This window comes from Paenibacillus thermotolerans (assembly GCF_028745515.1).
In the GTDB taxonomy this organism is placed as follows: Bacteria; Bacillota; Bacilli; order Paenibacillales; family YIM-B00363; genus Paenibacillus_AE; species Paenibacillus_AE thermotolerans.
In genome coordinates, this window is the sequence record NZ_JAQZSG010000002.1 from 147866 (window position 1) to 173959 (window position 26094).

The window sequence follows — 26094 nt, forward strand, 5'->3', positions numbered from 1 at the left end:
ATCGGCGGAGTTAGTAATGTTGAAGTTAGTAATCGACGATCTTTCGGGGGGAACGTTTTCATGAAGTTTTCTAGATACGCATTTTTTACGCTGGCTTGGATATTGCTGGCATGCATTGTGGTTCAAACGCTGCTCGCGGGAATGGCCGTCTTTTCCGATCCGCTCAAATGGAGGCAGCATATTTCGTTCGTGCATCTCTTCGAATTCGTGCCGATCGTGATGCTGATACTGGCCTTTACCGGGCGTCTGCCGAAAAGATTGATAGGGGAGAGCGCCGGCTTGTTCGTCCTCATCTTCGTTCAGTATTTTACGGCGAACTTTCCGGCGGCGGGAGCGGTGCATCCGGTGATCGCCCTGCTGCTGTTCGGGCTTTCGCTTCATACCGGCGCAGGCGCATGGCGGGCTTTGAAGGGAGGTGAAGCGCGATGAATAAACTGCTTATTGTCGTGCTTGCGCTGATCGGCGGCTTTATTGTCGGAGTCGTACTGTCGGAGCTCATCGCCGTCGTCGGCAAGCTGATGTTTGACCGCGCTGTAGGAATTAAATATTTGCCGGTATACACGGCCGTTCTATCCGCTGTTATCGTACCGATTCTCAGGCGGCGTCCCAGCTGCTGAAATATCGATGCGATCGCTCACCCATGGAAGACTCCCTCAATACACTGTATTAAAACGGTGCGGGAGGAACGACTATGGCGGGGTGCGGCGTATGGAATTACAGAAGCGTTACCGAGAACGTGTTCAAAGCATTGAGATCGCAAGCTTCAAAGGAAGGGTACAAAATACCGAATGCTCCTGCCGGAGAGTTTGTCATTCAAGCCGCCGGCATGAGCATTCCGTTCAAGTATTCATGGAACAAAGGCGGCGGTATGCTGCAGCTGCAGTGCACCAGGAAGCCGTTATTGATCAGCTGCGACATGGTGAAAAGCTTTGCGGATAAAATTATACGCCAAGCCGGCGGAACGCCGGTGTAGCGAATGCGGCCAAGCAAGACGCCGGCCTATTAAGGGGCCGGCGTCTTTTAAAATAACGGCATTATTGCGTCATGGAGTCCGGGTATGGGAATTGGGACGAATAGCCGCTGAATTGCCCGTATGCTTGGTCCAGCTTCTGCTGCTGTTCCGCCTCCAGCTTATAGTGGCCTTTGCGGAACATTAATTCGAACATTTCGTACTGGCATTGATGGGTCTCGTTCAGCACGGTCATAATGTCCTGATGAAGGCTCCGGTGGCTTGCTTCCCGCGCGGATACGTTGAAGCTGTCGGTCAAATATTTTTCCAAGGCGAGTATATCGTTGACGCGGTCGCGGTCGTTCAGCTCCGGCCCTTTTACCTTAGGCTCGTAGGGAGGCTTCGGGTTTTTAATGACGTTCGAGCTTTGGTTTTGACTTTGACTTTGACTTTGGTTTTGCGTTTGCATTTGGTTCATGTCCTATCGTTCCTCCTTTACTGTTGCAGCTGCCGGATGCTCTCCATCCCCGCGTTATTGTCGGTTTGCAGATGCTTCAGCAGCAGCTCGTAGTGGCGCTGATGCATTCGGCCGGCCCGGTCGATCGCTTGTTTAATGTCGGGGTCGGAGCACTCCTCGGCAAAGTGCCGGCATTTTTTCATCGCGAGTAACTCCCATGACAACTGATCCTTCAAATACATGCTGTCCTTCGTCGTGACAACCTGAGGCGGCTGTCCGATTACAGGCTGCTGCTGTTGTTGGCTTGCATTTTGCTGCTGCATGCGCGGTCCCTGCCTTTCGGTGTATTCGCTTGCGTCGTAGTAACATTCATTAACATGCCTTGCGGTTGAAAAAATATCCATCCCGCTGTTTCTCTATGGCAATTCGAGCCTTTTTTCGCTATTGTCGTACATATACTGTTCATGTCATCAACCGAAACCGAAGGAGCTGATCGGGTCATGACGATTGAAATTCGGCAGCTTAGAGAGACGGAATTCGAAGCGGCGCGCGCGTTTCAGTGCGAATATTTGGACCATGAGACCGAGGCGCAATTTGCTGAGCGGGTAAGAGCGTATCCCGACTTGTATGCTGCGGCTTTTCGGGATGGCGAGCTGCTCGGCGTTTGCTACGGGCAGCCGAGGACCGGCGCCGAAGCAACGTTGCAAGGAATCGCAGTATCGCTCGATCCGAGCAAGAATGCCGCAAGAAGAGGCATCGGTTCGTCGCTGGTGCGAGCGTTCGAGAAAGCTTCGGCGGCAAGAGGATATTCCAAAATCAGTCTCGGATCGGCGGATGATATAAAGGTGGAGCATTTTTATTTGAAAAACGGGTTTCGGCCGATTGAGCTGGCGGCGTTCGGACCGAACCATGAGCAATACGAGCGCACGCCCGTCGGCGATTACGAAGCGGGCAAGATGCTGCGTGAGAAGCTTCGCCTTACATACGACGCTGCAAATATTATCTTCATATTTGAAAAAGAGGTTAGCAATGAACCGAAATACATTGACTGGAAAAATAAGTTTCATTTATAATGAACGTACGCTTAATTTCCGATTTACGCAATCGGAAAGCGGGGGAACCAAACTTAGGGGCGAATCGATCGGATTCATGAGACGTAGGGAACCATCTTTCCCGAGCCCGACAGCTAACCTCGTCAGCGGTAGATGGGTCAAATTTATTTTTCCGTTTGCGGAAGCCAGAGACCCTTATTCGGGTCTTTCTTTTTTTGGCCCTGTTTTAGCGGCGCGACGAATCGCACCGCTTATTCGGGGCCTTTTTTTATGGCCTACAATATTCATAATGGGAGGTATGCAAATGCCGCAGCCGAAGTACATCACCGATATTGAGAAGCTGGAGTGGATACCGGAAATCGAGAGGAAACGGCTCAAGCAAATCACCGAGAAATTCGTCTTTCGAGTTAACGATTATTACTTGAAGCTGATAGATTGGAGCGATCCGAACGATCCGATCCGCAAGCTCGTCATCCCGAACGAGGGAGAGCTGCTGGAATACGGAAGGTGGGACGCCTCCGACGAAGACACCAATTACGTCGTGCCGGGGTGCCAGCACAAATATGAATCGACGGCTTTGCTGATCGTCTCGGAGGTGTGCGGCTCGTATTGCCGGTATTGCTTCCGGAAGCGTCTGTTCCGCAACGACGTGAAGGAAGCGCTGTACGATGTGGAGCCGGGACTTACTTATATTGCCAAGCATCCGGAAATCAACAATGTGCTGCTGACCGGAGGAGACAGCCTCATTCTGGCAACGAGAAGGCTTCGCTCGATACTGGAGCAGCTTCGTAAGATGGATCACGTGAAAATTATCCGCCTCGGTTCCAAAATGCCCGTTTTCAACCCCATGCGTATCTACGAAGACGAAGAGCTGCTAAATACGATCCGCGAATTTTCCTCCGTCGACCAACGAATTTATGTGATGGCCCATATCAATCATCCGCGGGAAATTACGCCCGAAGCGAAGAAAGGCTTTCAAGCGCTTCATGATGCGGGAGCGATCGTCGTCAATCAGACGCCGGTGCTCCGAGGCATCAACGACGATCCGGCCGTGCTTGGGGAACTGCTCGACAAGCTGTCATGGGCCGGCGTAACCCCGTATTATTTCTTCATTAACCGTCCTGTTGCGGGCAATAAAGATTTCGTGCTGCCGCTTGAGCGCGCCTACCGAATCGTGGAAGAGGCGAAAGCGAGAACGTCGGGCCTCGGCAAAAGAGTTCGCCTCTCGATGAGCCACACGTCGGGAAAAATCGAGATTTTGGCGATCGAGAACGGCAAGGCTTATTTGAAATATCATCAATCGAGGGACGGGCATTACGGCCAATTTATGGTGCTCGATTGTCCGGAGGACGCCGCATGGTTCGACGATTTGCCGGGGAACGAGAAATATTGGGTGAAGCCGAAGAAGAAGACGAACGCGGTCGTCTCCGTCAACGAGCTTCCGGATGTGCCGGCGTCTCGTTCTTAATTATTTGATGTATGGAAAATTGGCGCCGCTGACACTATAAGGTAAGGAGTGTGAGCGGCGAATGAAACGCGTTACGAAAGTATTTTGGATTTCCATCGTTTTGACCTTGCTATTCGTGCTTTGGGGCGCGGTGTTCCCCGATAACTTATCCGAAACCATGACCTACCTCCAGGCGTTTTTTCTCGTGAAGTTCGGTTGGTTTTATCAGCTGTGTGCGACTTTTTTCCTTGTGTTTGCCCTGTTTCTCGTGTTTAGCAAGTACGGGAAAATCAAACTGGGCAAGGAGGAGGACCGGCCGGAATTTAACCGGCCGACATGGTTTGCGATGCTGTTCAGCGCCGGCATGGGGATCGGGCTTGTCTTTTTCGGCGTGTCCGAGCCGATTTCGCATTTCGCGGCCCCCCCTCTCGGAACCGGGCATACGGATGAATCCGCCAAGCTGGCCTTAAGGTATACGTACCTTCATTGGGGACTGCACGCATGGGCGATTTACGCGACCATCGCGTTAGCGCTCGCTTATTTTAAGTTTCGCAAGGGCTATCCCGGTCTGATGAGCGCTGCGCTGTATCCGCTGTTCGGAGAACAAAGGATGAACCGAACGGCGGGCACCGTGATCGATACGATCGCCGTGTTCGCCACGTTATTCGGCGTAGCGGCTTCCCTGGGGCTCGGTGCGGCCCAAATCAACGGGGGTCTAAGCTACGTGTCGGCTATTCCCAACAATTTTATCGTTCAGCTGATCATCATTGCGGTAGTGACGGTGCTGTTTCTGCTTTCCGCAGGAACCGGATTGGATCGAGGAATCAAATATCTCAGCAACGCCAATATGGTTTTGGCGGTCATTCTCTTATTCTTCGTTCTATTTATCGGACCGACCGTGTTTTTGCTGAATTTGTTTATCACGACGTTAGGAGAATACGCGCAAAATTTGCCGAGCATGGGTCTTCGCCTTGCGCCGTTCAATCCGGAAAGAGCGGCTTGGCTGCAAAACTGGACAATTTTTTACTGGGCTTGGTGGATCGCGTGGGCGCCGTTTGTCGGCACGTTCATTGCAAGGGTTTCGAAGGGGAGAACCGTCAGGGAATTCGTCATTGCGGTAACCCTCATTCCGACGTTCGTCTGCGCGTTTTGGTTCGCTGTGTTCGGAGGAACCGCCATTAACATGGAGTATAACCGCGGCGTTGTCATTTCGGATAAAAGCTTGGAGACGGCGTTGTTTTTCGTGTACGAGCACATGCCGCTCACGTTGGGGCTGATCGTCGTGACGCTGCTGCTGATCGCCTCCTTCTTCGTGACATCGGCCGATTCGGCAGTCTTCGTCTTAGGCATGCAGACGACGGGAGGAAGCTTGAACCCGCCTAACATCGTGAAAATCGTCTGGGGCTTGCTGCTTTCGGCTTCGGCGGTCATTCTAATGCTGTCCGGAGGACTCGAAGCGATGCAGACGGCGATTATCGTTAGCGCCTTCCCGCTGGCGTTCGTGCTCATTATGATGGCGGTATCGATGCTGAAGGCGTTCAGCCGGGAGTCGCGGCCGCCGCGGCGGTCAGGCCCGGGGGGAGAGACGGAAGCGGCTGAGTCGTCCGCTCCAAACTTACGCAAGAAAGCCCGGTAAAAACAAAAAGGCAGCCTTCCTTTAAAACGGAGGACTGCCTTTTTACGGCTTTACGTCTCTTTCGGTACAAGCTTGTATATTTCGCCCGTTTCGAAGGAATCGATCAACCGCTCGACCCACACATAATACTTCAGCGCTTCCTGCATCTTCTGCTCATCCCGGTCGATCAGCGCCAGCAGCGCCGTATCCTCGGCATCCTGGGCCGATTGCCTCAGTTTTCCGAGCTCCACTAGCGCCTTGTTGATGACTTGAACGTTCATTTCGACGGATTTCCGCCAGCGAATAGAGAAATAATCGACGAACGTCTGATGCCAATCCCTCTCCACGTCGAACAGGTCTTTACGCGATCCCTTCCCCCATACCTTGTGCACCATCTTCAAATCGGTCAATGTGCGCATACCCGTGCTCATGCTCGTTTTGCTCATGCCCATCACATCGCCCATGTCATCCAAGGTGACCGGCTCGTTGCTGAAGTACATATGCCCGTACATATGGCCAATGGACATTGTAATGCCGTACAAGTCCATATTGTTTCCGATTGTTTCAATGACACGCTGCCTTACCGCTTGAATTCTCTTTGCATGCTCTTCCGATATTCCCTTAAATTCGTTCATTGCGTTCCTCCTCCTGCGGGAGACTGCACGGTAGCGTGACAGTAATACGAATATTGTAGGGAATGGAGTCGTCCGTGTAAAGCTGTGAAAAGGAAGGAATCGGGAGTATGACGGAGTATACAGTATGTATTGTACGTAAAGTTTTTACTTTACAAACTATACGGCCCCATACCCGTTTTGACCCATCGGAACGTATTTCTATAGACTTAAAACAACACGCCACGGGAAAAAACGCCACTTTTAGAAAGGGGGGGAAGTATGCCGATTATAGAGGTTAAGCAAGTTACAAAAATATTCGGCAGCGACCCGAAACGAGCGATTCCGTTATTGCAGCAAGGATGGACGAAGGATCGAATCCTGAAGGAAACGCACCAGACGGTAGGGGTCAACCGTGTCAGCTTCGCGATCGAGCCCGGCGAAATTTTCGTCATTATGGGTTTGTCGGGCAGCGGCAAGTCGACGCTGGTGCGGCTGCTGAACCGGTTGATCGAGCCGACGGACGGGCAGGTGCTCATAGGCGGCAAGGACATCGTAAAGGCTGACGCGGAGGAGCTGCGCTCCATCCGGCGGAAGCAAATCAGCATGGTGTTTCAAAAATTCGCCCTGTTCCCTCACCGTACGGTACTGGAGAACGTGGAGTACGGGCTCGAGGTGCAAGGCGTCCCTAAGAAGCTTAGACGCGAAAAGTCGCTGCAAGCGCTTGAACTCGTCGGGCTCGCAGGCTGGGAGAGCAAGCGCCCTGATCAGCTCAGCGGGGGAATGCAGCAGCGTGTCGGACTTGCCCGCGCGCTGGCGAACGATCCGGACGTGCTGCTCATGGACGAAGCGTTCAGCGCGCTCGACCCGCTCATCCGCAAGGATATGCAGGATGAGCTGCTGCAGCTGCAAACGAAGATGAAGAAGACGATCGTGTTCATTACGCACGATTTGAACGAAGCGCTTCGCATCGGCGACCGCATCGCGCTCATGAAGGACGGCGCCGTCGTCCAAATCGGCACGCCGGAGCAAATCTTGACAAGCCCTGCGAACGACTATGTGGAGAGATTCGTGGAGGATGTCGACCTGTCCAAGGTGTTGACCGCCTCGCACGTCATGCGCAGACCGGAGACGATTACCCCGGATCGCGGACCGCGGGTTGCGCTGCAGCTCATGAAGGACCAAGGGATATCGAATCTGTACGTCGTCAATGCGAACCGTACGCTGCTCGGGGCGATTACCGCCGAGGACGCGTCGGCTGCGGTCAAGGAAGGCAAGACGCTTCAGGACATTATCATAACGGACGTGCCGAGAGTATCGCCCGACACGCTGCTGAACGACTTGTTTCAACCGGTCGGGGAGGCACGCGTTCCGGTCGCCGTAATCGACAATAACGACCGGCTGCTCGGGATCATCATTAAAGGCGCGGTGCTCGCCGCGCTGGCAGGGAATCAGAATGTGGAAGGACGGTGGTCGAATGGCGGGTATTCCGAGACTTCCGCTTAAGGATTGGATCGAGTCGCTGGAGTCGTGGCTGGAGAATCATTTTCAACCGTTGTTTGATGTGATTCGAACGATCATCGGCTCGATCGTAGGGACTTTTGAATTTGTATTTGACGTCGTTCCGGCGCCGGTGCTGATTATTATGTTTACGATTGTCGCTTACTTGCTCGGCCGCTGGAAGCTTGCTTTATTTACGCTGGTCGGATTTTTACTGATTTGGAACCTGCAGTTGTGGGATCCGACGATGCAAACGCTTTCGCTGGTGCTTACCTCCGCACTCATTTCGATCATGATCGGCGTGCCCGTCGGCATTTGGTGCGCACAAAGCAATGCGGTGCAGAGCGTTGTGACCCCGGTGCTCGATTTTATGCAGACGATGCCCGCCTTCGTATATCTCATTCCGGCGGTGTCGTTCTTCTCGCTCGGGGTCGTGCCCGGCGTCATCGCCTCGGTGATCTTTGCGATTCCGCCGACGATCCGCCTGACGAACCTCGGCATCCGCCAGGTTCCGAAAGACTTGGCGGAGGCGGCGGACGCCTTCGGCTCCACTTCGTCGCAAAAGCTGTTTAAGCTGCAGCTGCCGCTTGCGGTGCCGACAATTATGGCCGGCGTCAATCAAACGATCATGCTGTCGCTTTCGATGGTCGTCATCGCGTCCATGATCGGCGCGCAGGGCGTAGGCTCCAAAGTGTATCAGGCGATTACACAGGTAAAAACCGGTGTCGGGTTTGAGGCCGGTTTGGCGGTCGTCATTTTGGCGATTGTGCTGGACCGTTTTACTCATAATTTCATTAAAAAGGGGAGAGGTACAAATGCTTAACGGAACAAGGGGAAGAAGCTTGCTGCTGCTTCTGGCGGCCGTTGTCGCGGTATTCGCCATAGCCGGCTGCTCCGCAGGCGGAGCGAAGGATAAGAAGCTTAAGCTGGCGTATGTAGCTTGGGATTCGGAGATTGCAAGTACACATGTCGTGGAATACGTGCTGGAGAACCGGCTCGGATATGACGTAGAGCTGCTTCAGGTCGATGCGGGCCCGATGTGGGCCGGCGTCTCGGACGGAAGCGCCGACGCAATGGTGGCGGCATGGCTTCCTTCCACGCACGAGAGCTACTATAAGGAGAATGAAGGAAAGTTCGTAGACTTGGGCCCGAACCTTGACGGCACCAAAATCGGACTTGTCGTGCCTGCTTATATGGACATCAACTCTATTGAAGATTTGAAGAAGAAAGAGGTTGCCGATTCGGTGAAAAACACCATTATCGGAATCGAGCCGGGCGCCGGGTTGATGATGGCGACGGAAAAAGCGATCGAGACGTACGGTCTCGAAGGCTGGACGCTGCTTGAAAGCTCGTCCGCGACGATGGCGACAGAGCTGATGTCCGCATACGACAAGCAAGCGCCGATTATCGTCACGGGCTGGACGCCGCACTGGAAGTTCGGCAAGATGGATTTGAAATATCTTGAGGATCCGCAAGGCGTATACGGCGGAGACGAGCAAATTCATACGATCGCGCGCAAAGGGCTGGAAGAAGATCAGCCGAACGCGTACAAGATGCTTGACCGGTTCAACTGGACCCCGGACGATATGGCTGCGGTCATGGTGAAAATCCAGGACGGAGCGTCCCCTGAGGATGCGGCCAAGGAATGGGTTGAGGCGAATAAGGACAAAGTCGACGCATGGGTGGAAGGCATCGAATAACGGATGGGCCGCTGATCTTTATGGATCGGCGGCTTTTTTTGGCGCACAGCGCCGGTGCAATTCGGCGATTTAACGGAAGGCGTTTTCCGCTAACACGGTTTTTTTTCGCGATTTTTTGTACTGAAAAAATAATTCATTTGTGAATTGAAGCGGGGTGTGTTATATTGTTTATATCGTATTTGAGACCTAAACTCGCAATTCACACATTGTAAGAGGTTATCATTTTGACGATGGCGCCTTTTGCAATATGTGAATTTTTTTATTGGAAAAGGTGTAAAATTTATGTTCTGGAGGAAGATCCATGCAAACAGGTACAGTAAAATGGTTTAACGCGGAGAAAGGCTTCGGCTTTATCGAGGTAGAAGGCGGCAACGACGTATTCGTTCATTTCAGCGCAATCGTCGGCGACGGCTACAAATCTTTGGACGAAGGCCAACGCGTTGAGTTCAACGTCGTTCAAGGCAACCGCGGCCCGCAAGCCGAGAACGTCGTTAAGCTGTAATTTAAACCAATGAAGAAACTGCCCTCGGCTATAGTGCCGGAGGCAGTTTTTTGTTTAACGCCAAAGTGTATAAATTTTCGGGGGTGGAGGCTCATCTTCCGCCCCGTTTTTGTTTCGCGTTATTGCCAAAAATTCCCGTTCGCTTTTAATGTGTTGACAGGATCAAAAAACCGATGTTATCATTCAACATGTCAATTGATAATGATTTTCATTACCAACATGAAAAAAGGGGAGTTTCCTTGTGAAATTACATAGAGCAGGGACATTATTGCTTACCGCCGTTATGACCGCCGCGTTGATTACCGGCTGCGCTTCCGGCACGCAAAACTCTGGCGCTCAAGAGAATAAAGACACCGGCACAGAGGGCAGCAAAGAGGTTAACGTTTATTCGGCACGGCATTACGACGTCGACGCGAAACTATACGAACGTTTTACGCAAGAGACCGGCATCAAGGTCAATGTCGTGGACGGCAAAGCGGAAGAGCTGATTGAGCGCATTAAGCGCGAAGGCGCAAGCACGCCCGCCGATTTGTTCATTACCGTGGACGGCGGCATACTGAACAATGCGAAGCAGAACGGCATTCTTCAGCCTGTGGAATCCGCCGTTATCGACGAGCAGGTGCCGAAGAACCTTCGCGATACCGACAACGAATGGATCGGTTTGTCCACCCGCGCCCGCGTCATCGTCTATTCGAAGGACCGGGTTACGCCGGATCAACTGTCCACCTATGAAGATTTAGCGACGGATAAATGGAAGGGCAAAATTCTGGTTCGGTCTTCGACTAATTTGTACAACCAATCGCTTCTGGCTTCCTTCATCGCCATCGACGGCGAGCAGAAGGCGGAGGAGTGGGCGAGAGGCATCGCGGCGAACATGGCCCGCGATCCCGAAGGCGGCGACCGCGACCAGGCGAAGGCGGTCGTTGCGGGCATCGGCGACGTAGCGATTATGAATACGTACTACGTCGGCCAATTGTACCATTCCGAAGATCCGGAGGAAGTGAAAGTAGCCGAGCAAGTGGGCGTCTTCTTCCCGAATCAGCAAACGACCGGCACGCATCAGAACATCAGCGGCGCCGGCTTGATCAAAAACAGCAAAAACAAGGAAAATGCGATCATATTAATTGAATTTTTGACCGGAGTGGAAGCGCAAGAGACCGTATCGGCTGAAAACTTCGAATATCCGGTGAATAAGCAGGCTAAAGTTCCCGAGCTGCTCGCATCGTGGGGCGAATTTAAAGCGCAGGACATTGATTTTGGGAAGCTTGGCGAATATAACAAAACAGCAGTTGAAATTATGAACAAAGTAGGTTGGAAATAACAGTATGCAAACCGGTACAATCCAGCGCAGCATGAAAAAGCATATAAACGGCTGGCTATGTATCAGTCTTCCGTCGGCAGCAATCCTATTGCTGCCGATTGCTGCTGTTCTCGTCTCCGTATTCGGACCGCCGAACGAAAATTGGGCGCATATCCGGCAATTTATGCTGCTGGATTATGCGCTCCAATCCGTTTGGCTTGTCGTGTTTACGGGCTTTTTTACCGTAGTGATCGGTACGTTGCTTGCCTGGCTGATTGCGGTCTACGATTTCCCGCTTAAAGCTTTTTTCCGCTGGGCGCTTATTTTGCCGCTGGCCGTTCCTCCTTATATAGCCGCTTATACGTACAGCAACATGCTGAGCTATACCGGGAATGTCCAGAAGACGCTGCGCGAACTGGGGGTTGCCGTGCAGCCCGGATGGTTTGATATGATGTCGATCCGAGGCGCGATTTTTATTTTCACCATGTTCCTTTATCCGTACGTGTTCATGATTACCCGGTCGTTCCTGGAGAGGCAGAGCGGCTCTTATATCGAGAATGCGAGGCTGCTTGGGAGGAAACCGCTGTCGATCTTCCTTCGCGTCGCGCTCCCGATATCGAGGCCGGCGATTGTCGGCGGCGTCGTGCTTGTCGCCTTCGAGGTGCTCAGCGATTACGGGGTAGTCAATTATTACGGCGTTCAGACGTTCACCACCGCCATATTTCAAACTTGGTTCGGCATGTACGACATTGAGTCGGCAACGCGGCTGGCGGCATGGTTTATGATCGGTATTTTGTTCGTCATTGTGCTCGAGCGCGTGCTGCGCGGCGGTCAAAGATTCAGCTCGACGACGGGCCGCGGCAGTCCGCTCGTACCGATCAAGCTGAAGGGCGCCGCAGCATGGGGAGCGACGGCGCTATGTCTCGCCATCTTCTGCGTATCCTTCGTCATTCCGGTGCTGCAGCTGCTTCAGTGGGCGCATTGGACGTATGCCGACGTGCTGCTTACCTCGGATTTCTGGGAGCTGACGCGCAATACAATTACCGTCGCCGTGACGTCAACCGCCTTGATCATGGTTATTGCCGTGCTGGTGGCCAATACGAGCCGCATGCTGAACAACGGGTTCGTCGCCGTGCTGGGCAAGTCGATTACCGCAGGCTATTCGGTCCCCGGGGCCATTATCGCGATCGGCATGCTGGCGGTCTTTATTTGGCTGGACCGATTGCTCGCGCCGTTATACTTCCGAATGGGCTTAGGGGAAAACCCGCTGGTGCTGAGCTTATCGTTGGTCATGCTTGCAGCCGCATATGTCGTCCGCTTTATGGCGACCGGCTACAACGCCGTCGAGGCGGGCTTCGAACGAACGGGACCGAAATATTTCGAGGCGGCCCGCATGCTGGGGGCGGGAATTACAAGAACGTTCTTTAAGGTCGATCTGCCCTTGCTGAAAGGGGCGCTGCTGAGCGGGGTCATCTTAACGTTCGTGGAAATCGTCAAGGAGCTGCCGCTGGCGCTGCTGCTGCGGCCGTTCAATTTCGACACGCTCGCGACGAAGGCATACCAGTATGCAGGGGATGAGCGCATTTTCGCCGCGGCCGTTCCTTCCTTATTCATTATCGGCGTAAGCTTTATTTCCATAATTGTATTTCATCAGCTCGGAAGGAGAGAGGAACAATGAGCCGCTTCGTAGAGGTTCACAAGCTTTCGTTCACTTATACGAAGTCCAAAGCCGCAGTCATCGACCGGTTCTCCTTCGCGATGGATCGGGGAGAGATTGTCGGGATTATCGGCGAGAGCGGCAGCGGCAAGAGCACGCTGCTTCGCTTGATTGCCGGCTTGGAAGCGCCTGCCGGGGGCAGGATCGGCATAGCGGACCGCACGGTGGTGGATGAAACGGAGTTTATCCCTCCCGAGGATCGGGGCGTAGGGATGGTGTTTCAAGATTACGCGCTGTTCCCGCACCTGAACGTGGCGAAAAATATTGAATTCGGACTGCACCGGATGAGCAAAGCCGAAAGGGCCAAGCGTCTGAAGGAGATGCTGGAGCTGGTCCAGCTGACCGGCTTCGAACGGCGGTATCCGCACGAGCTGAGCGGCGGACAGCAGCAGCGCGTCGCCTTGGCGCGCGCGCTGGCGCCTAAGCCGGCACTGCTCCTTATGGACGAGCCGTTCAGCAACCTCGACGCCGGGCTGAAGGCTGCGATCCGCAGCGAGCTGCGCGATATATTGAAGCGGGCGGAGATGACCTGCCTGTTCGTCACCCACGATCAGCAGGACGTGGACGCGATCTGCGACCGGACCGTCAAGATCGGGAAGCAAGCGCACGATGAAGGTATTATCGATATCCGATAGCGGGAGCCGAACGGCTCCTTTTTTTATGCGCCGGCAGGGCGGTCGTCCGTAACGGCATGGGGGAATGCGGAATAAACTATCGGAAAAAGCGCGCGGCGCGGAGGTCATCCCATTGAACAAACCGATCCGTCAAGAGAGCATCCGAGATATTGTCAAAAAGTATGGGCTTAGAGCGGAGCGCATCAAAGCGTACGACTCCATCTACAGGCATGATGCCGCCTTCCGGGTGTCTACCGATAAGGGGAGGTTCCTTGTAAAGCCGTATCACAAAAGCTCCTTATCCGAACGCACCGCCGCTTCGGAAATCCGCAGGATCGCCTCGCATATTAAGAAGCTGCAAAGAAAGGGCTACCCGAATATGCCGGATTGGCTTCGTACCCGTTCGGGGAAGCTCTGGGTCGACTATGGCGGAACGATATTTTATATGACGGAATGGATCAAGGGCAGACCTTTGGCAGACGATGAAGGCGATTACGAGAAGCTCGGAAGGGCGCTTGGGAGGCTGCATTCGATTTGCAGGCGGCGATTATCGGAAAAATCGAGATATACGCGCCGGCAAATCGAAAAGCTGCAGGGGCAGGAAAAACAGTTCCTTGCCGTGCTGGCCAAAATCCGCAAACAAAAAACATCGTCGGGCCGATGGTTTAAAGAAAACGGCGAGCGGTGCAAGGAGCTGGCGAAACAGGCGTGGGACATTGTAAAGCGGCCGGAGGTACGGGAAATCATCGAGCACGAAGCAAGCCGGCCTTCGTTAATTCACGGCGACGTGACGATCCCTAACGTCCTGATCGATGACGAGCGCCTGGTTCTGATCGATTGGGACACGCTTCGCGTGGACTCGGCATATTACGATATATCTAAAGCGTTATCAAACGTGACGCACTGTATGCCTGCATTTATGGCTGCGTTGCTTAGGGGATACGAAAGCGAGAAGCCGCTGAAGCCTGCGGAACGGCTGCTGATCAGCGCATTGTTTCGCTTGCCCCGCGAAGCGTGGTACAGCGCCAAGAAGAAGCTGCAAGGGCAAGGGGATTCGCTGTTTCGGATCGTGTCCGATTCTTGGGAGCAGCGTATGGAAGCGGTCCGTTGGCTTGACGATTGGGCACGGTCAACCGGATATGCGGGAGGAGATGCGTAATGACGATTTGGACCGAGCTGGAGCGGGAGTACGGGATCTCGATTGTAAAGCCGATGAAGGTTCGCGATGTGTACCGGATCGTAACGAAGAAGCACGGTCATCTTTGCTTGAAGCCGTATCCGATTCCCGAGGCGGAAGTCCGGTTTATAGCCCGAGCGTTCGCTCATCTGGAGGAGCAGGGCTTCGATTACGGGCCGAAGGTGCTGCGGACGCGCCGGAATACGGAATGGGTGACCAGACGGGAAGTACACTACATGCTCACCAATTGGGTGAGGGGAAGGCAGCCGGATTTTAGCGGCAGCGCATCGTCCGAATATAAGAAAGCGATTCGGCGGCTTGCTTCGTTTCACAAGGCGGCTCAAGGCTATCCTTCCTCGGAGGCTCCGGAATCGAGAATCCGATACGGCGGCATACCGGACAACATTGCTTCTTACCGAGACACGCTAAAGCGCCATTCCCGATTCGGCCGGCTTACGGAGCTTTGCGATGAAGCGGCGGCGCGTTTGAAGGCCGAGCCGGTTTTGAAGGCCATCGAGCAGGAGCGGGCGGCCGGAGCGTTTACGCATGGCGATTTTAATTATCCGAACCTAGTGTTGGACGGAGCGGGAAAAATTCATCTGATCGATTTTGAAAATACGTCGCTCAGCTCGAGAATGCAAGATTTCGCCCATATTTTGTACCGCAATTTCCCATGGCAGAGCGATAGGATGCTGCAGTGGATCGAGTATTACGACCGGAAAAGGCCGCTAAGCGCCGAAGATAGAAGCTTGCTGCGTGCGCTGCTGCTCGTTCCTTATCCGGTCGTTCGGAACCTGCGGATCTTCAAGTCAGTGCGCGCCGCTGAAAGGATTATGCCGTCCAGGGAGCAAATCCGCAGCTATAGAAGAGGTTTGAGGGAGCTGGTGTAGAGAAGAAATTACGGAAACGAAGCGGTGGAATCATTGGAGGTAAGGAGGAATTGACTTTTTGTTAATTTATATTTATACTTAATCTAAATCCAACGGCAGGAATGGTGACGATGAACAAGCTGAACTTGACGACCCAACGAAAAGCCGTACTTGAGCTCCTTCGGCAATCCGACGATCATCCGACTGCCTCGGAAATTATCGAACGGCTGAGAAGCAAGGGCCATAATTTCGCATACGGCACCATTTACAATTCGCTGCGCTATTTGACGGAAATGGGCGTGATCCGCGAGTTGAAGCTCGACGAGGCGGCGAGCCGTTACGACGCCCGGCTGGACGATCACCATCATATCGTGTGCCAAAGATGCGGAAGATTGGACGAGGTGCAGGCCGAAGCGCCCTCGGATTGGATTCGTTCGGTGGAAGCGGAGACCGGTTATTTGGTCGACCATTCCGAGATTGTGTTTAGAGGCGTTTGCTCCGCATGCAGAGCCCAAGCTCATTAGAGCAGGGCCGCCTGCGGTTTTCTTATCCCAGATAATTAGATTAAGTCTAATTATAAATATTATATAATAACGGAGGAGAATGAACATGAGAGACCAATTATTTGCCGTATTAAACAAACAAATCGCCAATTGGACCGTACTTTATACAAAGCTCCATAGCTATCACTGGTATGTGAAAGGGCAGCAATTTTTTACGCTGCATGCGAAGTTCGAGGAGCTGTATAACGAAGCGGCGCTGCACATCGATGAGCTCGCGGAGCGGTTGCTTGCGCTGGGCGGCAAGCCGGTGGCGACGATGGCGGGCAGCTTGAAGCTCGCTTCGGTGCAAGAGGCGTCCGGAGAAGAGAGTGCCGAAGGGATGGTGAGCGCGGTGGCGGACGATTTCCGCATGCTGCTGGGCGAGCTAAAGCTTGGTATGGAGCTTGCCGATGCGGCAGGCGACGAGACGACGGGCGACTTGTTGCTAGGCATCTATTCCGGTCTTGAGAAGCACGTGTGGATGCTGAATTCGTTCTTGGGTAAATAAGCAAACAACATGAAAGGGTGGAAGTTATGAGTCAACCGCGCAAACCGACCTACGAGATCGATCGGGTCTTTATCGACCGTTGGTCCCCAAGATCGTTTTCGGACAAAACAATCCCCGAGGAAGTGCTGTTAAGCTTGTTCGAGGCGGCACGCTGGGCTCCGTCGGGGAACAACCATCAGCCGTGGAGGTTCGTCATCGCCAATACGAAGGAGTCTCTTGAGCGGTTTCATTCGTTTATTAACCCCAGTAACCTTGTATGGTGCGAAAAAGCGCCGGCATTAACTTTAGTTATTTCGAAAACGACCAATCACGAAGACAAGCCGCTGCGCACGCACGCCTTCGACACGGGGGCGGCCTGGGGGTACCTCGCGCTGGAAGCCGTAAACAAGGGCCTCGTTACGCACCCGATGGGAGGCTTTGACCGCGAGAAGGCGCGCAGCGTGCTGAACATTCCGCCGGAGTACCAGCTCCACATCGTCGTAGCCATCGGTTATCAGGGCGGAATAGACGACCTGCCCGAAAATCTCCGCGACCGGGAGCAGCCGAACGGCCGCCGGGAGCTGAAGGAATCGCTATATTTCGGCGAATTCGGCCGCGTTCAAAATTGATTCCAGACGATTACGTCCTCCGCGGGAAAGCGCGAGCTCGGGTACGGCGGCTTCGCCGCTTTGCCGACAGAGATGAGCAATAAGGGGATGTACCGATCCGGAATGCGGAACTCCTTGACGAGTCCGTCCGGATCGAAGCCGCCCATCGGGCAGGAATCGTAACCGAGCTCCTTCGCGGCCAGCATGAGCTGCATCGCGGCGAGCGAAGCATTCAATACGGCCTGGTCGTGAGCCACGCTCGGATTTTTATACGCATCGCGGATTTGCCCGACGAGCCTGTTCTTAATATCCTCCGTAATAAATCCGGCGGTTACAGCTTGTTGATAGACGGGCTCGGCATTCTCGTCGCCTTGTAAATCGCCCAGCACGGCAACGACGATCGACGCTTGGACAACCTGCTGCTGCCCGTTGGCAATGGGGAGCAGCCTTTGTTTATGCTCGTCCGATTCGACGATCAAAAACTTCCAAGGCTGCAGGTTCCAAGCGGAGGGAGCCCTTTGGGCGAGTTCGACCAGCGATTTGATCTCTTTTTTGGACATTTTGACGTTAGGGTCGTACTGCTTGATGGAGTGCCTTTCGAGAAGAACGCTCGTAAAATCGATGGTTGCCGTCATATGTTTACGCTCCTGTCGATAAAATGGGTGCACGGATTTAGCATGGCTCGGCCGGCGGGAATCCATCCCGGGACGGATTGAAACATACATAGAAACGTGCTATAAAGGAATAAATCATGTTCATTCACTAGGGGTGCCGCAAGGCTGAGACGGAATCGCTTCCGAACCCTCCGAACCTGATCCGGTTTGTACCGGCGTAGGGAAGTGAAGCAGTTTCGCTTACATATCATTTTGCGGAATGAAGCCACTTTTCTACGGAAAAGCGGCTTTTTTTGTTGTTCGGCCGCACTTCCAATACTTCGCGAAAGGATGATATCATTCATGTTCCTTCAGCACGCTTCCGCACTACTCCAAAAGGTGCGGGAAGAAAACCCGCTCGTGCACAACATTACGAACGTCGTCGTAACGAATTTTACGGCGAACGGATTGCTGGCGCTCGGCGCTTCGCCCGTCATGGCTTATGCAAAAGAAGAAGTCGCCGATATGGCGAAAATCGCAGGCGCTTTGGTACTCAATATAGGGACGCTTAGCGAGGACGAGGTCGAGGCGATGCTGATCGCGGCACGCGCGGCGAATGAAGCGGGCGTACCCGTCATTTTCGACCCGGTCGGCGCCGGCGCGACGCCTTACCGCACGGAAACGGCAAGAATAATCATGAGCGGGGCGCGCGTTTCCATACTGCGCGGAAACAGCGCCGAGGTGGCGAATGTAATCGGACAGCAATGGACGATCAAAGGGGTCGATGCGGGGGAAGGGAACGGCAGCGTACTCGAGCTTGCCCGCTCGGCAGCCGCGCAGCTCCAAACGACCGTAGTGATCACGGGAAAGGAAGACGTCGTCACGGACGGAAATACGACGTATATCGTACGAAACGGTCATCCGATGCTGACGAAAGTGACGGGAGCCGGTTGTTTGCTGACCTCGGTCATCGGCGCGTTCGCCGCCGTTGAGAAGGCTTTGCCCGCTGCGGCTGCGGCTGCGCTTGTCTACTACGGGGTGGCTGCGGAACGCGCCGCGGAAATAGCCGGCGAAGAAGGTCCCGGAAGCTTCCAAATGCAGCTGCTGAACCAGCTTGCGAAGGTGACGGCAGAGCACATCATCGAGCGGGGAGCCGTCGAGGAGCCGGTGCTGTCATGAAAACTTGCCGGGTTTTAACGATCGCCGGTTCCGACAGCGGCGGCGGGGCGGGAATCCAGGCGGATTTGAAGACGTTCCAAGAGCTGCGCGCATTCGGGATGTCGGCGATTACCGCCGTAACCGCACAAAATACGCTCGGCGTCCAAGGCGTCTACCCGTTGCCGGTGGAAGCGGTCGTAAGCCAAATCCGGTCCGTCGGCGAGGATATCGGCGCCGACGCGGTGAAAACGGGCATGCTGTTCAGCGGCGAAATCATCGCCGCCGTAGCCGAGCAAATCGCCCGGTTCGGATGGAGCAAGCTGGTCATCGACCCGGTCATGATTGCCAAAGGCGGCGCGCCGTTATTGCGGGAGGATGCGGTCGACGCCTTAAGAACGAAGCTGATCCCCCTGGCCGAAGCGATTACGCCGAATATCCCGGAGGCCGAGGCGCTGACCGGCATCGCCATTCGAACGATGGACGACCGGAAGCTGGCCGCACGCTGCTTGGCGGAGCTGGGCGCAAGGCATGTCGTGATTAAAGGCGGGCACGGAGAAGAAGGGGGCGCCGTCGATTTGCTGTATGACGGAAAGCAGTTTCACTATTTTGAGGGCAGGAAGGTTGCGACGAAACGTACGCACGGCACCGGATGCACGTTCGCGGCGGCGATCGCCGCGGAGCTTGCCAAAGGCAGACCGGTGGCTGAGGCCGTGAAGACCGCCAAAGCTTTCATTCAGGCCGCGATCGAGAACGGGATTGAGATCGGAAACGGGCACGGGCCGACGAACCACTGGGCGTATCGCAATAGGACCGCAATGCGCACAGGGGGAGGTATCGAATGAGCGCGATGAACCGGGACGAGCCGCTTCGCGGCCAATTAAAGGTTTACTTTGTGATGGGGAGCGTCAACAGTTCGAAGCCGCCCCTTGATGTATTGCAGGATGCCATTGCGGGAGGCATCACGATGTTTCAGTTCCGCGAAAAAGGGGCGGGCGCGCTTACGGGGGAAGCGAAGCTGCGGCTTGCGGCGGATATGAGGCGGTTATGCCGCGAGAGAGGCATTCCGTTCCTCGTGAACGACGATATCGAGCTGGCGCTTGCCGTCGATGCGGACGGCGTGCATGTAGGGCAAGAGGATGAGACGGCGCAATCGGTCCGAAGCAAATTCGGCCGCGACAAAATATTGGGCGTATCCGTTCATACTCCGGAGGAGGCGGCGGCAGCGCTTGAGCAGGGAGCGGATTATTTCGGGATCGGTCCGATTTTCCCGACAACGACGAAGGAAGACGCCAAGGCCGCATCGGGAACGGCATTGATTCGCGCGCTGCGCGAAAAGGGCTGCGATACGCCGATCGTCGGGATTGGGGGGATTACCGCGGCGAACGCGGGCGAGGTGATCCGCGCCGGTGCGGACGGCGTCGCGGTCATTACCGCGATCAGCGCGGCGCCGGATATCAGGGCAAGCGCCGCCGCTTTAAAGGCAGCGGTTTACGGCAATTGAAGAAAGCCGCAGCGGAGAAGTATATCCGCTGCGGCTTTGCGTTTACCGAACATCCGTTATTCCGACGTAGGGCCACTCGGTGCCGGCGTATATCGAAGCGCCGAGAAGCAGCGCGGTGCAAACGAGATAAACGGCGTCCCAGCTTGAGTAGGACACCTGATAATAGTAGGTGCGCCGGCCGCTTCCGGTAAACCGCTTCGCCTCCATCGCCACCGCCGTCCGGTGCGCGCGGCGGATGCTTTGCGCCAAGAGCGGGATCGAATACATGCGAAGCGTGTCGTAGAAGCCGGCAGCGCCGCGGCGTCTCCGTTTGCCCCGTATTTTCAGCGCGTGCCGGAGCGCCTGGAACTCGTCGAGCATCGTCGGCACCATGCGGAGGGCGGCAAGGAAGCTGTACGCGTACTTCGGCGGAAGCTTCCACTGCTGCATCAGCGCATAAAACAAGGCGGCCGGCTTCGTGGTCAGTCCGAACAGCAAACCCGCCGAAGCGACATTCAGCGCGCGAAATCCGAGATGAAGCCCGCGATAGAAGCTTTCCTCCGTAATATGAACAAGCCCGTACCGGAACCAGGTCGTCGTCCCTTGACCGAACATCATCATCCCTGTCGAGGAAGAGACGAAGAGAAATAAGAACGGGGTAAGGTAAAGCAGCATGCGTTTCCACGGATGACCGGAGCATGCGAGCAATAACGCCAAGGAAGCGATGCACAGGTTGATCATAATATTGATGTTATGAATTAAAACGACCGCAACGAACATACCGACGGCGACAATTAGCTTGACCCCCGGGTTCACCCGGTGCAGCCATGTTTCCCGATGGGGGAACGTCAGCTCCATACGATCGCCTCGCTTTCCGTAAGCTTGCCTTCGGAAACGCGCCATATTCGGTTGCAGCAGCGGCGCACGATGTGCGGATCGTGCGTAACCATAAGGATGGCCGTTCCTTCGGCGCGCAGCCGCTCCAGCTGCACGAGCAGCCGGAAGGTGCTGCGCGCATCGAGTCCGAACGTCGGTTCATCGAGCAGCAGCAGCCGCTGTCCTCGGATCAAAGCGCTTGCCACGCTCAGCCTGCGCTTTTGCCCCATCGACAGCTGATACGGGTGGCGCTCGCGAAGCGGCAGCAGGCCGTAAGCTGCAAGCGCCGATTCGATAACCGCGGGGTCGGACGGATCGAGCGAAAAGGCAAGCTCGGCCTCCACCGAGTCGGTCACGAATTGGAGCTCCGGGTTTTGAAACACGAACGCGGCCTCTAGCGCCGCCTGCTCCGGCTTGCGGCAGACGGTCCCTTGAAGGAGGCAGCTTCCTTCCGAGCGGATCAGCCGCATGATCGCCAGCAGCAAGGAGCTCTTCCCGGCGCCGTTCGGGCCGACGACGGCGATCCAATCGCCGGCTTGCACGTCGGCGCGGCTCACGGCAACGGCGGGACGGCCGCCGCGAAAGCCGCGGAAATCGCGCAGCGACAGCACCGGCCGATCCGCATCCGGCTCGGGCGCCGTCCGCTCGGAAGGCGCCGGCTTCGTTCGCAGCGGCGGACCGGCATCGTCCCAGACGCCGGGATGCCATATGCCGTATTCGGTAAGCTCCTTGCGGTACCGGCGGAATACTTCGTCCGGCTGCCCGTCGGCCAAAACATCTCCGTCGGGTGTGAAGACGACAACGCGGTCGACGAAGCCGATGATGCCGTCGATTTTGTGCTCCACGACGATCAACGTTTTGTCTTCCGCGATATTTCGGATCGTCTCCCACACCTGCTCGGTGCCTTCGGGATCGAGCAGCGCCGTCGGTTCGTCCAGAAAAATAACGTCCGGTTCGAGCGCCAGGATGCACGCCACGGCAAGCCGCTGCTTCATTCCCTGCGACAGCTGCCGAATCGGCGTATGAATATCTTTAAGCTGCAAGCCGACAAGCTCGATGTATCGGCGGATCAGCTCCGGCATGCGTTCTCGGGTAACCTGCAAATTTTCAAGCACGAACGCGAGCTCTTCATCGACGTAAGGCATGCAAAATTGCGCGTCCGGGTCTTGAAATACGTATCCGAATTTCTCGGGCGCGACGAGATCGTCCGCCTTCATCGGAAGCTCGACCGTATGCGGGACGATGCCGCTCAGCACTTGAAGCAGGGTCGATTTTCCGCAGCCGCTCGGCCCGAGCAGCAGCGTCTTTTCGCCGCGGCGGAAAGAAAGAGACAACCCCTTGAATATCAAGGGGCCTTCTCCCGGGTACTTCAATTTTAGATTGGTGACGGAAGCAGCCGTACCTGTACCCATCGGCTCAGCCCAGCGCTTCGTAATCTTGTTTGGACACCGGCCGGAGCAGATTTAGGACGCCTGTTTTCTCGAGCGCCTTCGCGATGAAATAAGCGAAAATGCCCGCAATGACAATGCTTCCGAGCAGCCTAAGCCCGATATACAAGCAATAGTTCCAGAAGGAGAGCGACTCGATATAGCCGTAGTAGGAATCGACGAATAAAGACGCGACAGCGGAGCCGATGGCCGCCAAGGAGGTTACCCATACGTTCGCGACACGGTAACGGAACGCCGCGAAAAATATTTCCGCGCCAAAACCTTGCAGAAATCCGTAAATGAGCGTCGAAGCGCCCCATTCTCCGCCGAAGAACGTCTCCACGCTGGAAGCCGCGACTTCCGCGAGAATAGCCACGCCCGGTTTGCGGATTATGAGGAATGCGACCGTTGCGGCGATAAACCACATGCCGTAGCTTAATTGCTCCATCCCGAAGCCGAGCGGTTTAAACACATCGTACATCGGCCCCCAAATTTTGTAGACGATCCCGAATACGACCGAGATGACGATCGTCACGAGAATGTCCGTGAGCTTCAGACCTTTCGATTGATGCTGCGTTGCCGCCATTGCTGCATACTCCCTTTCTTTATGAAGGTTTATTAGGTCGTTTGCATAGCATGCAATACGCTCCGGATCCGCGAACAGAAAAACCCGCCGGGAAGCGGCGGGTAAAGAAAGTGCGCAAAAAAAAGCTGCACCTTGTGTTCTCTACGCTGGCATTACCCAGATCAGATTCACGGTCAGCGGCATACGGCCGCTATCTCAGCCTGACTTCATCAAGCCCCCGCACATGCTATTCAACTGACTCTACTGTATACCAAGCGCATTCCATTGGCAATCAAAAAATTATATGATTAGTTACAAATAAAGAGGAGGGAATGAACGTGGGATACGTGGCGTTTGACCGCAGCGCCCGCACGGCGTCGTATAAGGGGCGAAGCATCGAGCTCCTGCCGAAGGAATTTATGCTTCTGGAGCACTTATATCGGCATATCGGGCAAACGTTGTCGCGCGAGCAGCTGCTGGATGCGGTGTGGCCGCTCGAAACGCCGACGGACCGTACGGTGGACGACCACGTGTACCGGCTGCGGAAGAAGCTGAGCGATTGGGACGGGGCGTTCGAGCTGGAAACCGTACGCGGCGTCGGATACCGCCTCGCCGACAAAGCGCGGGATGCCAAACCGAATCCGCTGGCCCTGCTTCCGGACTATGCGGAGCATATGAATACGCTCGTCCAAACGTATATCCGCTACGGCAGAGGCGACGCGCTGCAGGCACTTTCAAATCAGCGGGACGTGTTCGGACTGGAGTCCGATGCGTTTTTTCGTTTGTACGCTCTGTTTATGGGAGGGGACACTCGCGCCTTGCTTCAGCTTGATGTGCCCTTCGGGCAAAAAGCGCTGTACTTGCTTCACTTCTATCACCGCTTCAAGCCGGACAAGAGCCGCCGGTTCGTGGAAGAAGCGCTCCGCCGCCGAATCATGCCGGAGCATTGGCATCGGGAGCTGGAGCAGTGGAATATGATCTTCATGTGCATGGATTGGGGCGAGTTCGGCCGTGCGAAGGAAAAGCTGGATGCGGCAATGAAGCAAGCCTTAGAGGAACCCGGCATGGAAGGCATCGTCCCGTATTTGCTGATCCGGGAGCTGGAATATTGGATGCGGACGGGCGTATGGGAGATGGCCGAACGGACAATGGAACGCATTGAGGCGCGGTTGTCCGAGTATCCGTATCAACGGGAGCAAGGCGGTTATTATATTTTCAAGGGGATCGCCCGGTACCGCAGCAGCCCGAAAGAAGGCATCGAGCGCATCGAACAAGGGCTTTCCGTGCTGAGAGACTCGCGCTTCATTCCGCACCTGCTGGACGGACTGTATGCGATATTCCGGTTTTCCGAATCGGAGCCGTGGAAGCCTTTGAAGGAGAGATATGCTCCCGAGTGGGAGCGCAAGTTAGCCGAAACAGGGCTGCTTGAGCTGCTTCCTGAAATAGAATACCAACTGCAAATCAATTTAGGATGAACCTTCTGATATTTCTCTGATAAAAGCGGGTTAAGCTGACAGCAGAGAACAAGTCGGGAGGTTTATTTCCTATGCAAGCTCGTAAACAAAACGCCGTTTTTTCGCCGCTCAAGGATGTTCATTATCGAAAGCTGTTCGCCGGCCAGGTGCTGTCCGATTTTGCGAACTGGCTCGATTTTTTGGCACTCTCCTCCATCGTCGTATATGCATTCGGCTACGGAGCATGGGCGTTATCCGCCTTATCGATTGCGATCGGGCTTCCGTGGGTTGTCATCGGTCCGCTGGCCGGCGCCCGAATCGGAAGGCTTCCGGGCCGAACCGTGCTGATCGTATGCGACCTGCTTCGCGCCGCTATCGTTTTTTCGTTTATTTGGGCGAGCTCTTTAACGCTCTTACTGATCCTTGTGTTTCTGAAAATGTGCGTCAGTTCCGTATTCGATCCGGTTCGCCAGCAAGGGATCAAACGGCTGGCGAACCCGTCGCTGCTTGCCGAGGCGAGCTCGTTAAGCCAGCTGTCGGTAAGCGCGACAAAGATCGTCGCTCCCATGCTCGGAGGCTTATGTATCGCTGCCGGCGGTGCGACGCTGACGTTCTGGATCGGCTCCGGACTGTATTTGCTTTCGGCTGCGGTTTTTTGCGGTCTTCCAAGGTGGCGGGCAGCCGATTCCGGAAGCGGACGGAAGCCGGCTCAAGCGGGAGGGCTCCGGCAATCCTTCGCGTTCATCGCGGGACGGAAGCCGCTGCTCTTCGCGATTGTTTTTATGTCTGCCGCTATGTTTCTCGTATTTTTGTACGACGGGCTGTTCGTTTTATTTACTAAAAATTTAAGCATGGGCGAGTCGTCTCGCGGCTTGCTGATGAGTGCGGTGGGGGCGGGCAGCGTCGTCGGATCGTTAGCCGCGGGGCAATGGACGTTCTGGAAGGCCAAGCCGCTGGCCTTTATGAGCAGGAACGGGCTTCTCTCGGGTTTGCTGATAGCGGTCGTAGGCGCCGGAGGGTATGGCTTGCTTCCTACGGGCTTGTGGCTTTGGGTGCCGATTTTTGCCCTGCTTGGCGCATGCGGCGGCTTTACGGCGGTGCCGTACGGCTATTTGCTGCAAACGGAGACGACGGAGGAGACGATCGGTCCGGTCGCCGCCTTGTCGAATGCGCTTCAGTCGGGCTCGATGCTCGTAGCTCCTTTGATCGGAGCGGCTTTGTCGGTGCGGCTTGGGGTCGGCGGCGTGTTTTTGGGAGCGGGCGTCGCGATGTGCTTGTTGGCGGCGCTTTTCCGGCTGAAGCTGTCCGGAGGCGGGGATCGGCTTGCGCCGTCCGAGGGCGTAACCGCCAATCAATAACGCTGACGGCAAAAGGGTTCGTTCGACAACGTCCGT

At 55.1% G+C, this 26094-nt stretch carries 30 protein-coding genes and 3 riboswitches; of the genes, 23 read left to right on the forward strand and 7 right to left on the reverse strand.

All coding sequences use genetic code 11. The features are described from left to right. Positions 1-60 precede the first annotated feature (60 nt). The 3 genes from PT964_RS02605 to PT964_RS02615 all read left to right on the forward strand — a co-directional run bounded on the left by PT964_RS02605 (position 61) and on the right by PT964_RS02615 (position 973). Entirely contained in the window at positions 61-429 is a 369-nt protein-coding gene (locus tag PT964_RS02605; RefSeq protein ID WP_274361757.1) for a DUF6220 domain-containing protein, read from the forward strand. Continuing rightward, positions 426-617 carry a DUF5957 family protein gene (locus PT964_RS02610; RefSeq protein WP_274361758.1) on the forward strand — a complete coding sequence of 64 codons (192 nt, stop codon included), beginning with the start codon at positions 426-428 and terminating at the stop codon, positions 615-617. The genes PT964_RS02605 and PT964_RS02610 overlap by 4 nt, the downstream gene beginning before the upstream one ends. 74 nt (positions 618-691) lie before the next feature. Beyond that, positions 692-973, forward strand: a complete 282-nt coding sequence (locus tag PT964_RS02615) for a hypothetical protein (RefSeq protein ID WP_274361759.1) — start codon at positions 692-694, stop codon at positions 971-973. A 61-nt stretch (positions 974-1034) separates the two neighbouring features. On the opposite strand, the gene PT964_RS02620 is transcribed toward PT964_RS02615, so the two are convergent. Then, a complete protein-coding gene (locus PT964_RS02620; protein ID WP_425262664.1) occupies positions 1035-1418 on the reverse strand; it encodes a spore coat protein in 384 nt (127 codons plus the stop codon). Positions 1419-1444: 26 nt separating this feature from the next. Beyond that, positions 1445-1729, reverse strand: a complete 285-nt coding sequence (locus PT964_RS02625; protein ID WP_274361761.1) for a ferritin family protein — start codon at positions 1727-1729, stop codon at positions 1445-1447. A gap of 177 nt (positions 1730-1906) precedes the next feature. Between PT964_RS02625 and PT964_RS02630 the strand changes: the two genes are divergently transcribed. The 3 genes from PT964_RS02630 to PT964_RS02640 all read left to right on the forward strand — a co-directional run bounded on the left by PT964_RS02630 (position 1907) and on the right by PT964_RS02640 (position 5541). Next, positions 1907-2479, forward strand: coding sequence for a GNAT family N-acetyltransferase (locus PT964_RS02630; protein WP_274361762.1), 573 nt, complete (start codon positions 1907-1909; stop codon positions 2477-2479). Then, positions 2478-2622: riboswitch (cyclic di-AMP (ydaO/yuaA leader) on the forward strand. It overlaps the preceding gene by 2 nt. Positions 2623-2762: 140 nt before the next feature. Beyond that, entirely contained in the window at positions 2763-3926 is a 1164-nt protein-coding gene (locus PT964_RS02635) for a KamA family radical SAM protein (RefSeq protein WP_274361763.1), read from the forward strand. A 61-nt stretch (positions 3927-3987) separates the two neighbouring features. After that, complete coding sequence (locus PT964_RS02640; protein ID WP_274361764.1) at positions 3988-5541, forward strand: glycine betaine uptake BCCT transporter; 1554 nt, start codon at positions 3988-3990, stop codon at positions 5539-5541. 50 nt (positions 5542-5591) lie between these two features. Here PT964_RS02640 and PT964_RS02645 read toward each other — a convergent pair whose 3' ends face one another. Next, entirely contained in the window at positions 5592-6155 is a 564-nt protein-coding gene (locus PT964_RS02645; RefSeq protein ID WP_274361765.1) for a GbsR/MarR family transcriptional regulator, read from the reverse strand. Positions 6156-6413: 258 nt separating this feature from the next. Between PT964_RS02645 and proV the strand changes: the two genes are divergently transcribed. The 12 genes from proV to PT964_RS02705 all read left to right on the forward strand — a co-directional run bounded on the left by proV (position 6414) and on the right by PT964_RS02705 (position 17168). Then, positions 6414-7637 (forward strand): glycine betaine/L-proline ABC transporter ATP-binding protein ProV, encoded by a 1224-nt coding sequence (proV, locus tag PT964_RS02650; protein WP_274361766.1) that lies wholly within the window; start codon positions 6414-6416, stop codon positions 7635-7637. Further along, positions 7609-8454, forward strand: coding sequence for an ABC transporter permease (locus PT964_RS02655; protein WP_274361767.1), 846 nt, complete (start codon positions 7609-7611; stop codon positions 8452-8454). Before proV ends, PT964_RS02655 begins: the two co-directional genes overlap by 29 nt. Beyond that, positions 8447-9331 (forward strand): glycine betaine ABC transporter substrate-binding protein, encoded by an 885-nt coding sequence (locus tag PT964_RS02660; protein ID WP_274361768.1) that lies wholly within the window; start codon positions 8447-8449, stop codon positions 9329-9331. The genes PT964_RS02655 and PT964_RS02660 overlap by 8 nt, the downstream gene beginning before the upstream one ends. A gap of 301 nt (positions 9332-9632) precedes the next feature. Continuing rightward, positions 9633-9833: a cold-shock protein CspD gene (gene cspD / locus PT964_RS02665; RefSeq protein ID WP_110044167.1), complete on the forward strand. Its 201-nt coding sequence runs from the start codon at positions 9633-9635 to the stop codon at positions 9831-9833. Positions 9834-10116: 283 nt separating this feature from the next. Further along, a complete protein-coding gene (locus tag PT964_RS02670; RefSeq protein WP_274361946.1) occupies positions 10117-11154 on the forward strand; it encodes a Fe(3+) ABC transporter substrate-binding protein in 1038 nt (345 codons plus the stop codon). Between the two features lie 4 nt (positions 11155-11158). Then, positions 11159-12811 (forward strand): ABC transporter permease, encoded by a 1653-nt coding sequence (locus tag PT964_RS02675; protein WP_274361769.1) that lies wholly within the window; start codon positions 11159-11161, stop codon positions 12809-12811. Then, positions 12808-13485 carry an ABC transporter ATP-binding protein gene (locus PT964_RS02680; RefSeq protein ID WP_274361770.1) on the forward strand — a complete coding sequence of 226 codons (678 nt, stop codon included), beginning with the start codon at positions 12808-12810 and terminating at the stop codon, positions 13483-13485. The genes PT964_RS02675 and PT964_RS02680 overlap by 4 nt, the downstream gene beginning before the upstream one ends. A 112-nt stretch (positions 13486-13597) precedes the next feature. Continuing rightward, on the forward strand, positions 13598-14623 hold the full coding sequence (locus tag PT964_RS02685; protein WP_274361771.1) for a phosphotransferase: 1026 nt from the start codon (positions 13598-13600) through the stop codon (positions 14621-14623). Continuing rightward, on the forward strand, positions 14623-15531 hold the full coding sequence (locus PT964_RS02690; protein ID WP_274361772.1) for an aminoglycoside phosphotransferase family protein: 909 nt from the start codon (positions 14623-14625) through the stop codon (positions 15529-15531). Before PT964_RS02685 ends, PT964_RS02690 begins: the two co-directional genes overlap by 1 nt. A 110-nt stretch (positions 15532-15641) precedes the next feature. Then, positions 15642-16034 carry a Fur family transcriptional regulator gene (locus tag PT964_RS02695; RefSeq protein WP_274361773.1) on the forward strand — a complete coding sequence of 131 codons (393 nt, stop codon included), beginning with the start codon at positions 15642-15644 and terminating at the stop codon, positions 16032-16034. 85 nt (positions 16035-16119) lie between these two features. After that, positions 16120-16560, forward strand: coding sequence for a Dps family protein (locus tag PT964_RS02700; protein WP_274361774.1), 441 nt, complete (start codon positions 16120-16122; stop codon positions 16558-16560). Positions 16561-16586: 26 nt separating this feature from the next. After that, positions 16587-17168 (forward strand): nitroreductase family protein, encoded by a 582-nt coding sequence (locus tag PT964_RS02705; protein WP_274361775.1) that lies wholly within the window; start codon positions 16587-16589, stop codon positions 17166-17168. On the opposite strand, the gene PT964_RS02710 is transcribed toward PT964_RS02705, so the two are convergent. After that, the gene (locus PT964_RS02710) at positions 17159-17782 is read right to left on the reverse strand and encodes a nitroreductase family protein (protein ID WP_274361776.1); all 624 of its coding nucleotides are present in this window, start codon (positions 17780-17782) and stop codon (positions 17159-17161) included. The two genes, PT964_RS02705 and PT964_RS02710, sit on opposite strands and share 10 nt — an antisense overlap. A 119-nt stretch (positions 17783-17901) precedes the next feature. Beyond that, positions 17902-18002: riboswitch (TPP riboswitch) on the forward strand. A 101-nt stretch (positions 18003-18103) separates the two neighbouring features. On the opposite strand from PT964_RS02710, the gene thiM reads away from it, so the two are divergent. The 3 genes from thiM to thiE are packed head-to-tail and all read left to right on the forward strand — an operon-like array spanning position 18104 to position 20399. After that, positions 18104-18919 (forward strand): hydroxyethylthiazole kinase, encoded by an 816-nt coding sequence (thiM, locus tag PT964_RS02715; protein WP_274361777.1) that lies wholly within the window; start codon positions 18104-18106, stop codon positions 18917-18919. After that, positions 18916-19740: a bifunctional hydroxymethylpyrimidine kinase/phosphomethylpyrimidine kinase gene (thiD, locus tag PT964_RS02720; RefSeq protein ID WP_274361778.1), complete on the forward strand. Its 825-nt coding sequence runs from the start codon at positions 18916-18918 to the stop codon at positions 19738-19740. Before thiM ends, thiD begins: the two co-directional genes overlap by 4 nt. A 5-nt stretch (positions 19741-19745) precedes the next feature. Then, the gene (gene thiE, locus PT964_RS02725) at positions 19746-20399 is read left to right on the forward strand and encodes a thiamine phosphate synthase (protein WP_425262665.1); all 654 of its coding nucleotides are present in this window, start codon (positions 19746-19748) and stop codon (positions 20397-20399) included. Between the two features lie 42 nt (positions 20400-20441). Here the strand turns inward: thiE and PT964_RS02730 are convergent, their stop codons facing one another. The 3 genes from PT964_RS02730 to PT964_RS02740 all read right to left on the reverse strand — a co-directional run bounded on the left by PT964_RS02730 (position 20442) and on the right by PT964_RS02740 (position 23267). Continuing rightward, positions 20442-21236, reverse strand: a complete 795-nt coding sequence (locus PT964_RS02730) for an energy-coupling factor transporter transmembrane component T family protein (RefSeq protein ID WP_274361780.1) — start codon at positions 21234-21236, stop codon at positions 20442-20444. Continuing rightward, a complete protein-coding gene (locus PT964_RS02735) occupies positions 21227-22603 on the reverse strand; it encodes an ABC transporter ATP-binding protein (RefSeq protein WP_337995003.1) in 1377 nt (458 codons plus the stop codon). Before PT964_RS02735 ends, PT964_RS02730 begins: the two co-directional genes overlap by 10 nt. Before the next feature lie 67 nt (positions 22604-22670). After that, positions 22671-23267, reverse strand: coding sequence for an ECF transporter S component (locus tag PT964_RS02740; RefSeq protein ID WP_274361782.1), 597 nt, complete (start codon positions 23265-23267; stop codon positions 22671-22673). 121 nt (positions 23268-23388) lie between these two features. Continuing rightward, positions 23389-23498: riboswitch (TPP riboswitch) on the reverse strand. Positions 23499-23584: 86 nt separating this feature from the next. Between PT964_RS02740 and PT964_RS02745 the strand changes: the two genes are divergently transcribed. Together PT964_RS02745 and PT964_RS02750 are read left to right on the forward strand one after the other, a co-directional pair. Next, entirely contained in the window at positions 23585-24721 is a 1137-nt protein-coding gene (locus PT964_RS02745; RefSeq protein WP_274361783.1) for a winged helix-turn-helix domain-containing protein, read from the forward strand. A gap of 71 nt (positions 24722-24792) precedes the next feature. Beyond that, positions 24793-26058, forward strand: coding sequence for an MFS transporter (locus PT964_RS02750; RefSeq protein ID WP_274361784.1), 1266 nt, complete (start codon positions 24793-24795; stop codon positions 26056-26058). The last annotated feature ends 36 nt before the right edge of the window (positions 26059-26094 follow it).

What these genes read in the sequence shown, in the direction of transcription:
- PT964_RS02605 (WP_274361757.1), top strand. Translation starts at nt 61, where the DNA reads ATGAAGTTTTCTAGATACGCATTTTTTACGCTGGCTTGGATATTGCTG.
- PT964_RS02610 (WP_274361758.1), top strand. Translation starts at nt 426, where the DNA reads ATGAATAAACTGCTTATTGTCGTGCTTGCGCTGATCGGCGGCTTTATT.
- PT964_RS02615 (WP_274361759.1), top strand. Translation starts at nt 692, where the DNA reads ATGGCGGGGTGCGGCGTATGGAATTACAGAAGCGTTACCGAGAACGTG.
- PT964_RS02620 (WP_425262664.1), bottom strand. Translation starts at nt 1,418, where the DNA reads ATGCAAACGCAAAACCAAAGTCAAAGTCAAAGTCAAAACCAAAGCTCG.
- PT964_RS02625 (WP_274361761.1), bottom strand. Translation starts at nt 1,729, where the DNA reads ATGCAGCAGCAAAATGCAAGCCAACAACAGCAGCAGCCTGTAATCGGA.
- PT964_RS02630 (WP_274361762.1), top strand. Translation starts at nt 1,907, where the DNA reads ATGACGATTGAAATTCGGCAGCTTAGAGAGACGGAATTCGAAGCGGCG.
- PT964_RS02635 (WP_274361763.1), top strand. Translation starts at nt 2,763, where the DNA reads ATGCCGCAGCCGAAGTACATCACCGATATTGAGAAGCTGGAGTGGATA.
- PT964_RS02640 (WP_274361764.1), top strand. Translation starts at nt 3,988, where the DNA reads ATGAAACGCGTTACGAAAGTATTTTGGATTTCCATCGTTTTGACCTTG.
- PT964_RS02645 (WP_274361765.1), bottom strand. Translation starts at nt 6,155, where the DNA reads ATGAACGAATTTAAGGGAATATCGGAAGAGCATGCAAAGAGAATTCAA.
- proV (WP_274361766.1), top strand. Translation starts at nt 6,414, where the DNA reads ATGCCGATTATAGAGGTTAAGCAAGTTACAAAAATATTCGGCAGCGAC.
- PT964_RS02655 (WP_274361767.1), top strand. Translation starts at nt 7,609, where the DNA reads ATGGCGGGTATTCCGAGACTTCCGCTTAAGGATTGGATCGAGTCGCTG.
- PT964_RS02660 (WP_274361768.1), top strand. Translation starts at nt 8,447, where the DNA reads ATGCTTAACGGAACAAGGGGAAGAAGCTTGCTGCTGCTTCTGGCGGCC.
- cspD (WP_110044167.1), top strand. Translation starts at nt 9,633, where the DNA reads ATGCAAACAGGTACAGTAAAATGGTTTAACGCGGAGAAAGGCTTCGGC.
- PT964_RS02670 (WP_274361946.1), top strand. Translation starts at nt 10,117, where the DNA reads ATGACCGCCGCGTTGATTACCGGCTGCGCTTCCGGCACGCAAAACTCT.
- PT964_RS02675 (WP_274361769.1), top strand. Translation starts at nt 11,159, where the DNA reads ATGCAAACCGGTACAATCCAGCGCAGCATGAAAAAGCATATAAACGGC.
- PT964_RS02680 (WP_274361770.1), top strand. Translation starts at nt 12,808, where the DNA reads ATGAGCCGCTTCGTAGAGGTTCACAAGCTTTCGTTCACTTATACGAAG.
- PT964_RS02690 (WP_274361772.1), top strand. Translation starts at nt 14,623, where the DNA reads ATGACGATTTGGACCGAGCTGGAGCGGGAGTACGGGATCTCGATTGTA.
- PT964_RS02695 (WP_274361773.1), top strand. Translation starts at nt 15,642, where the DNA reads ATGAACAAGCTGAACTTGACGACCCAACGAAAAGCCGTACTTGAGCTC.
- PT964_RS02700 (WP_274361774.1), top strand. Translation starts at nt 16,120, where the DNA reads ATGAGAGACCAATTATTTGCCGTATTAAACAAACAAATCGCCAATTGG.
- PT964_RS02705 (WP_274361775.1), top strand. Translation starts at nt 16,587, where the DNA reads ATGAGTCAACCGCGCAAACCGACCTACGAGATCGATCGGGTCTTTATC.
- PT964_RS02710 (WP_274361776.1), bottom strand. Translation starts at nt 17,782, where the DNA reads ATGACGGCAACCATCGATTTTACGAGCGTTCTTCTCGAAAGGCACTCC.
- thiM (WP_274361777.1), top strand. Translation starts at nt 18,104, where the DNA reads ATGTTCCTTCAGCACGCTTCCGCACTACTCCAAAAGGTGCGGGAAGAA.
- thiD (WP_274361778.1), top strand. Translation starts at nt 18,916, where the DNA reads ATGAAAACTTGCCGGGTTTTAACGATCGCCGGTTCCGACAGCGGCGGC.
- thiE (WP_425262665.1), top strand. Translation starts at nt 19,746, where the DNA reads ATGAACCGGGACGAGCCGCTTCGCGGCCAATTAAAGGTTTACTTTGTG.
- PT964_RS02730 (WP_274361780.1), bottom strand. Translation starts at nt 21,236, where the DNA reads ATGGAGCTGACGTTCCCCCATCGGGAAACATGGCTGCACCGGGTGAAC.
- PT964_RS02740 (WP_274361782.1), bottom strand. Translation starts at nt 23,267, where the DNA reads ATGGCGGCAACGCAGCATCAATCGAAAGGTCTGAAGCTCACGGACATT.
- PT964_RS02750 (WP_274361784.1), top strand. Translation starts at nt 24,793, where the DNA reads ATGCAAGCTCGTAAACAAAACGCCGTTTTTTCGCCGCTCAAGGATGTT.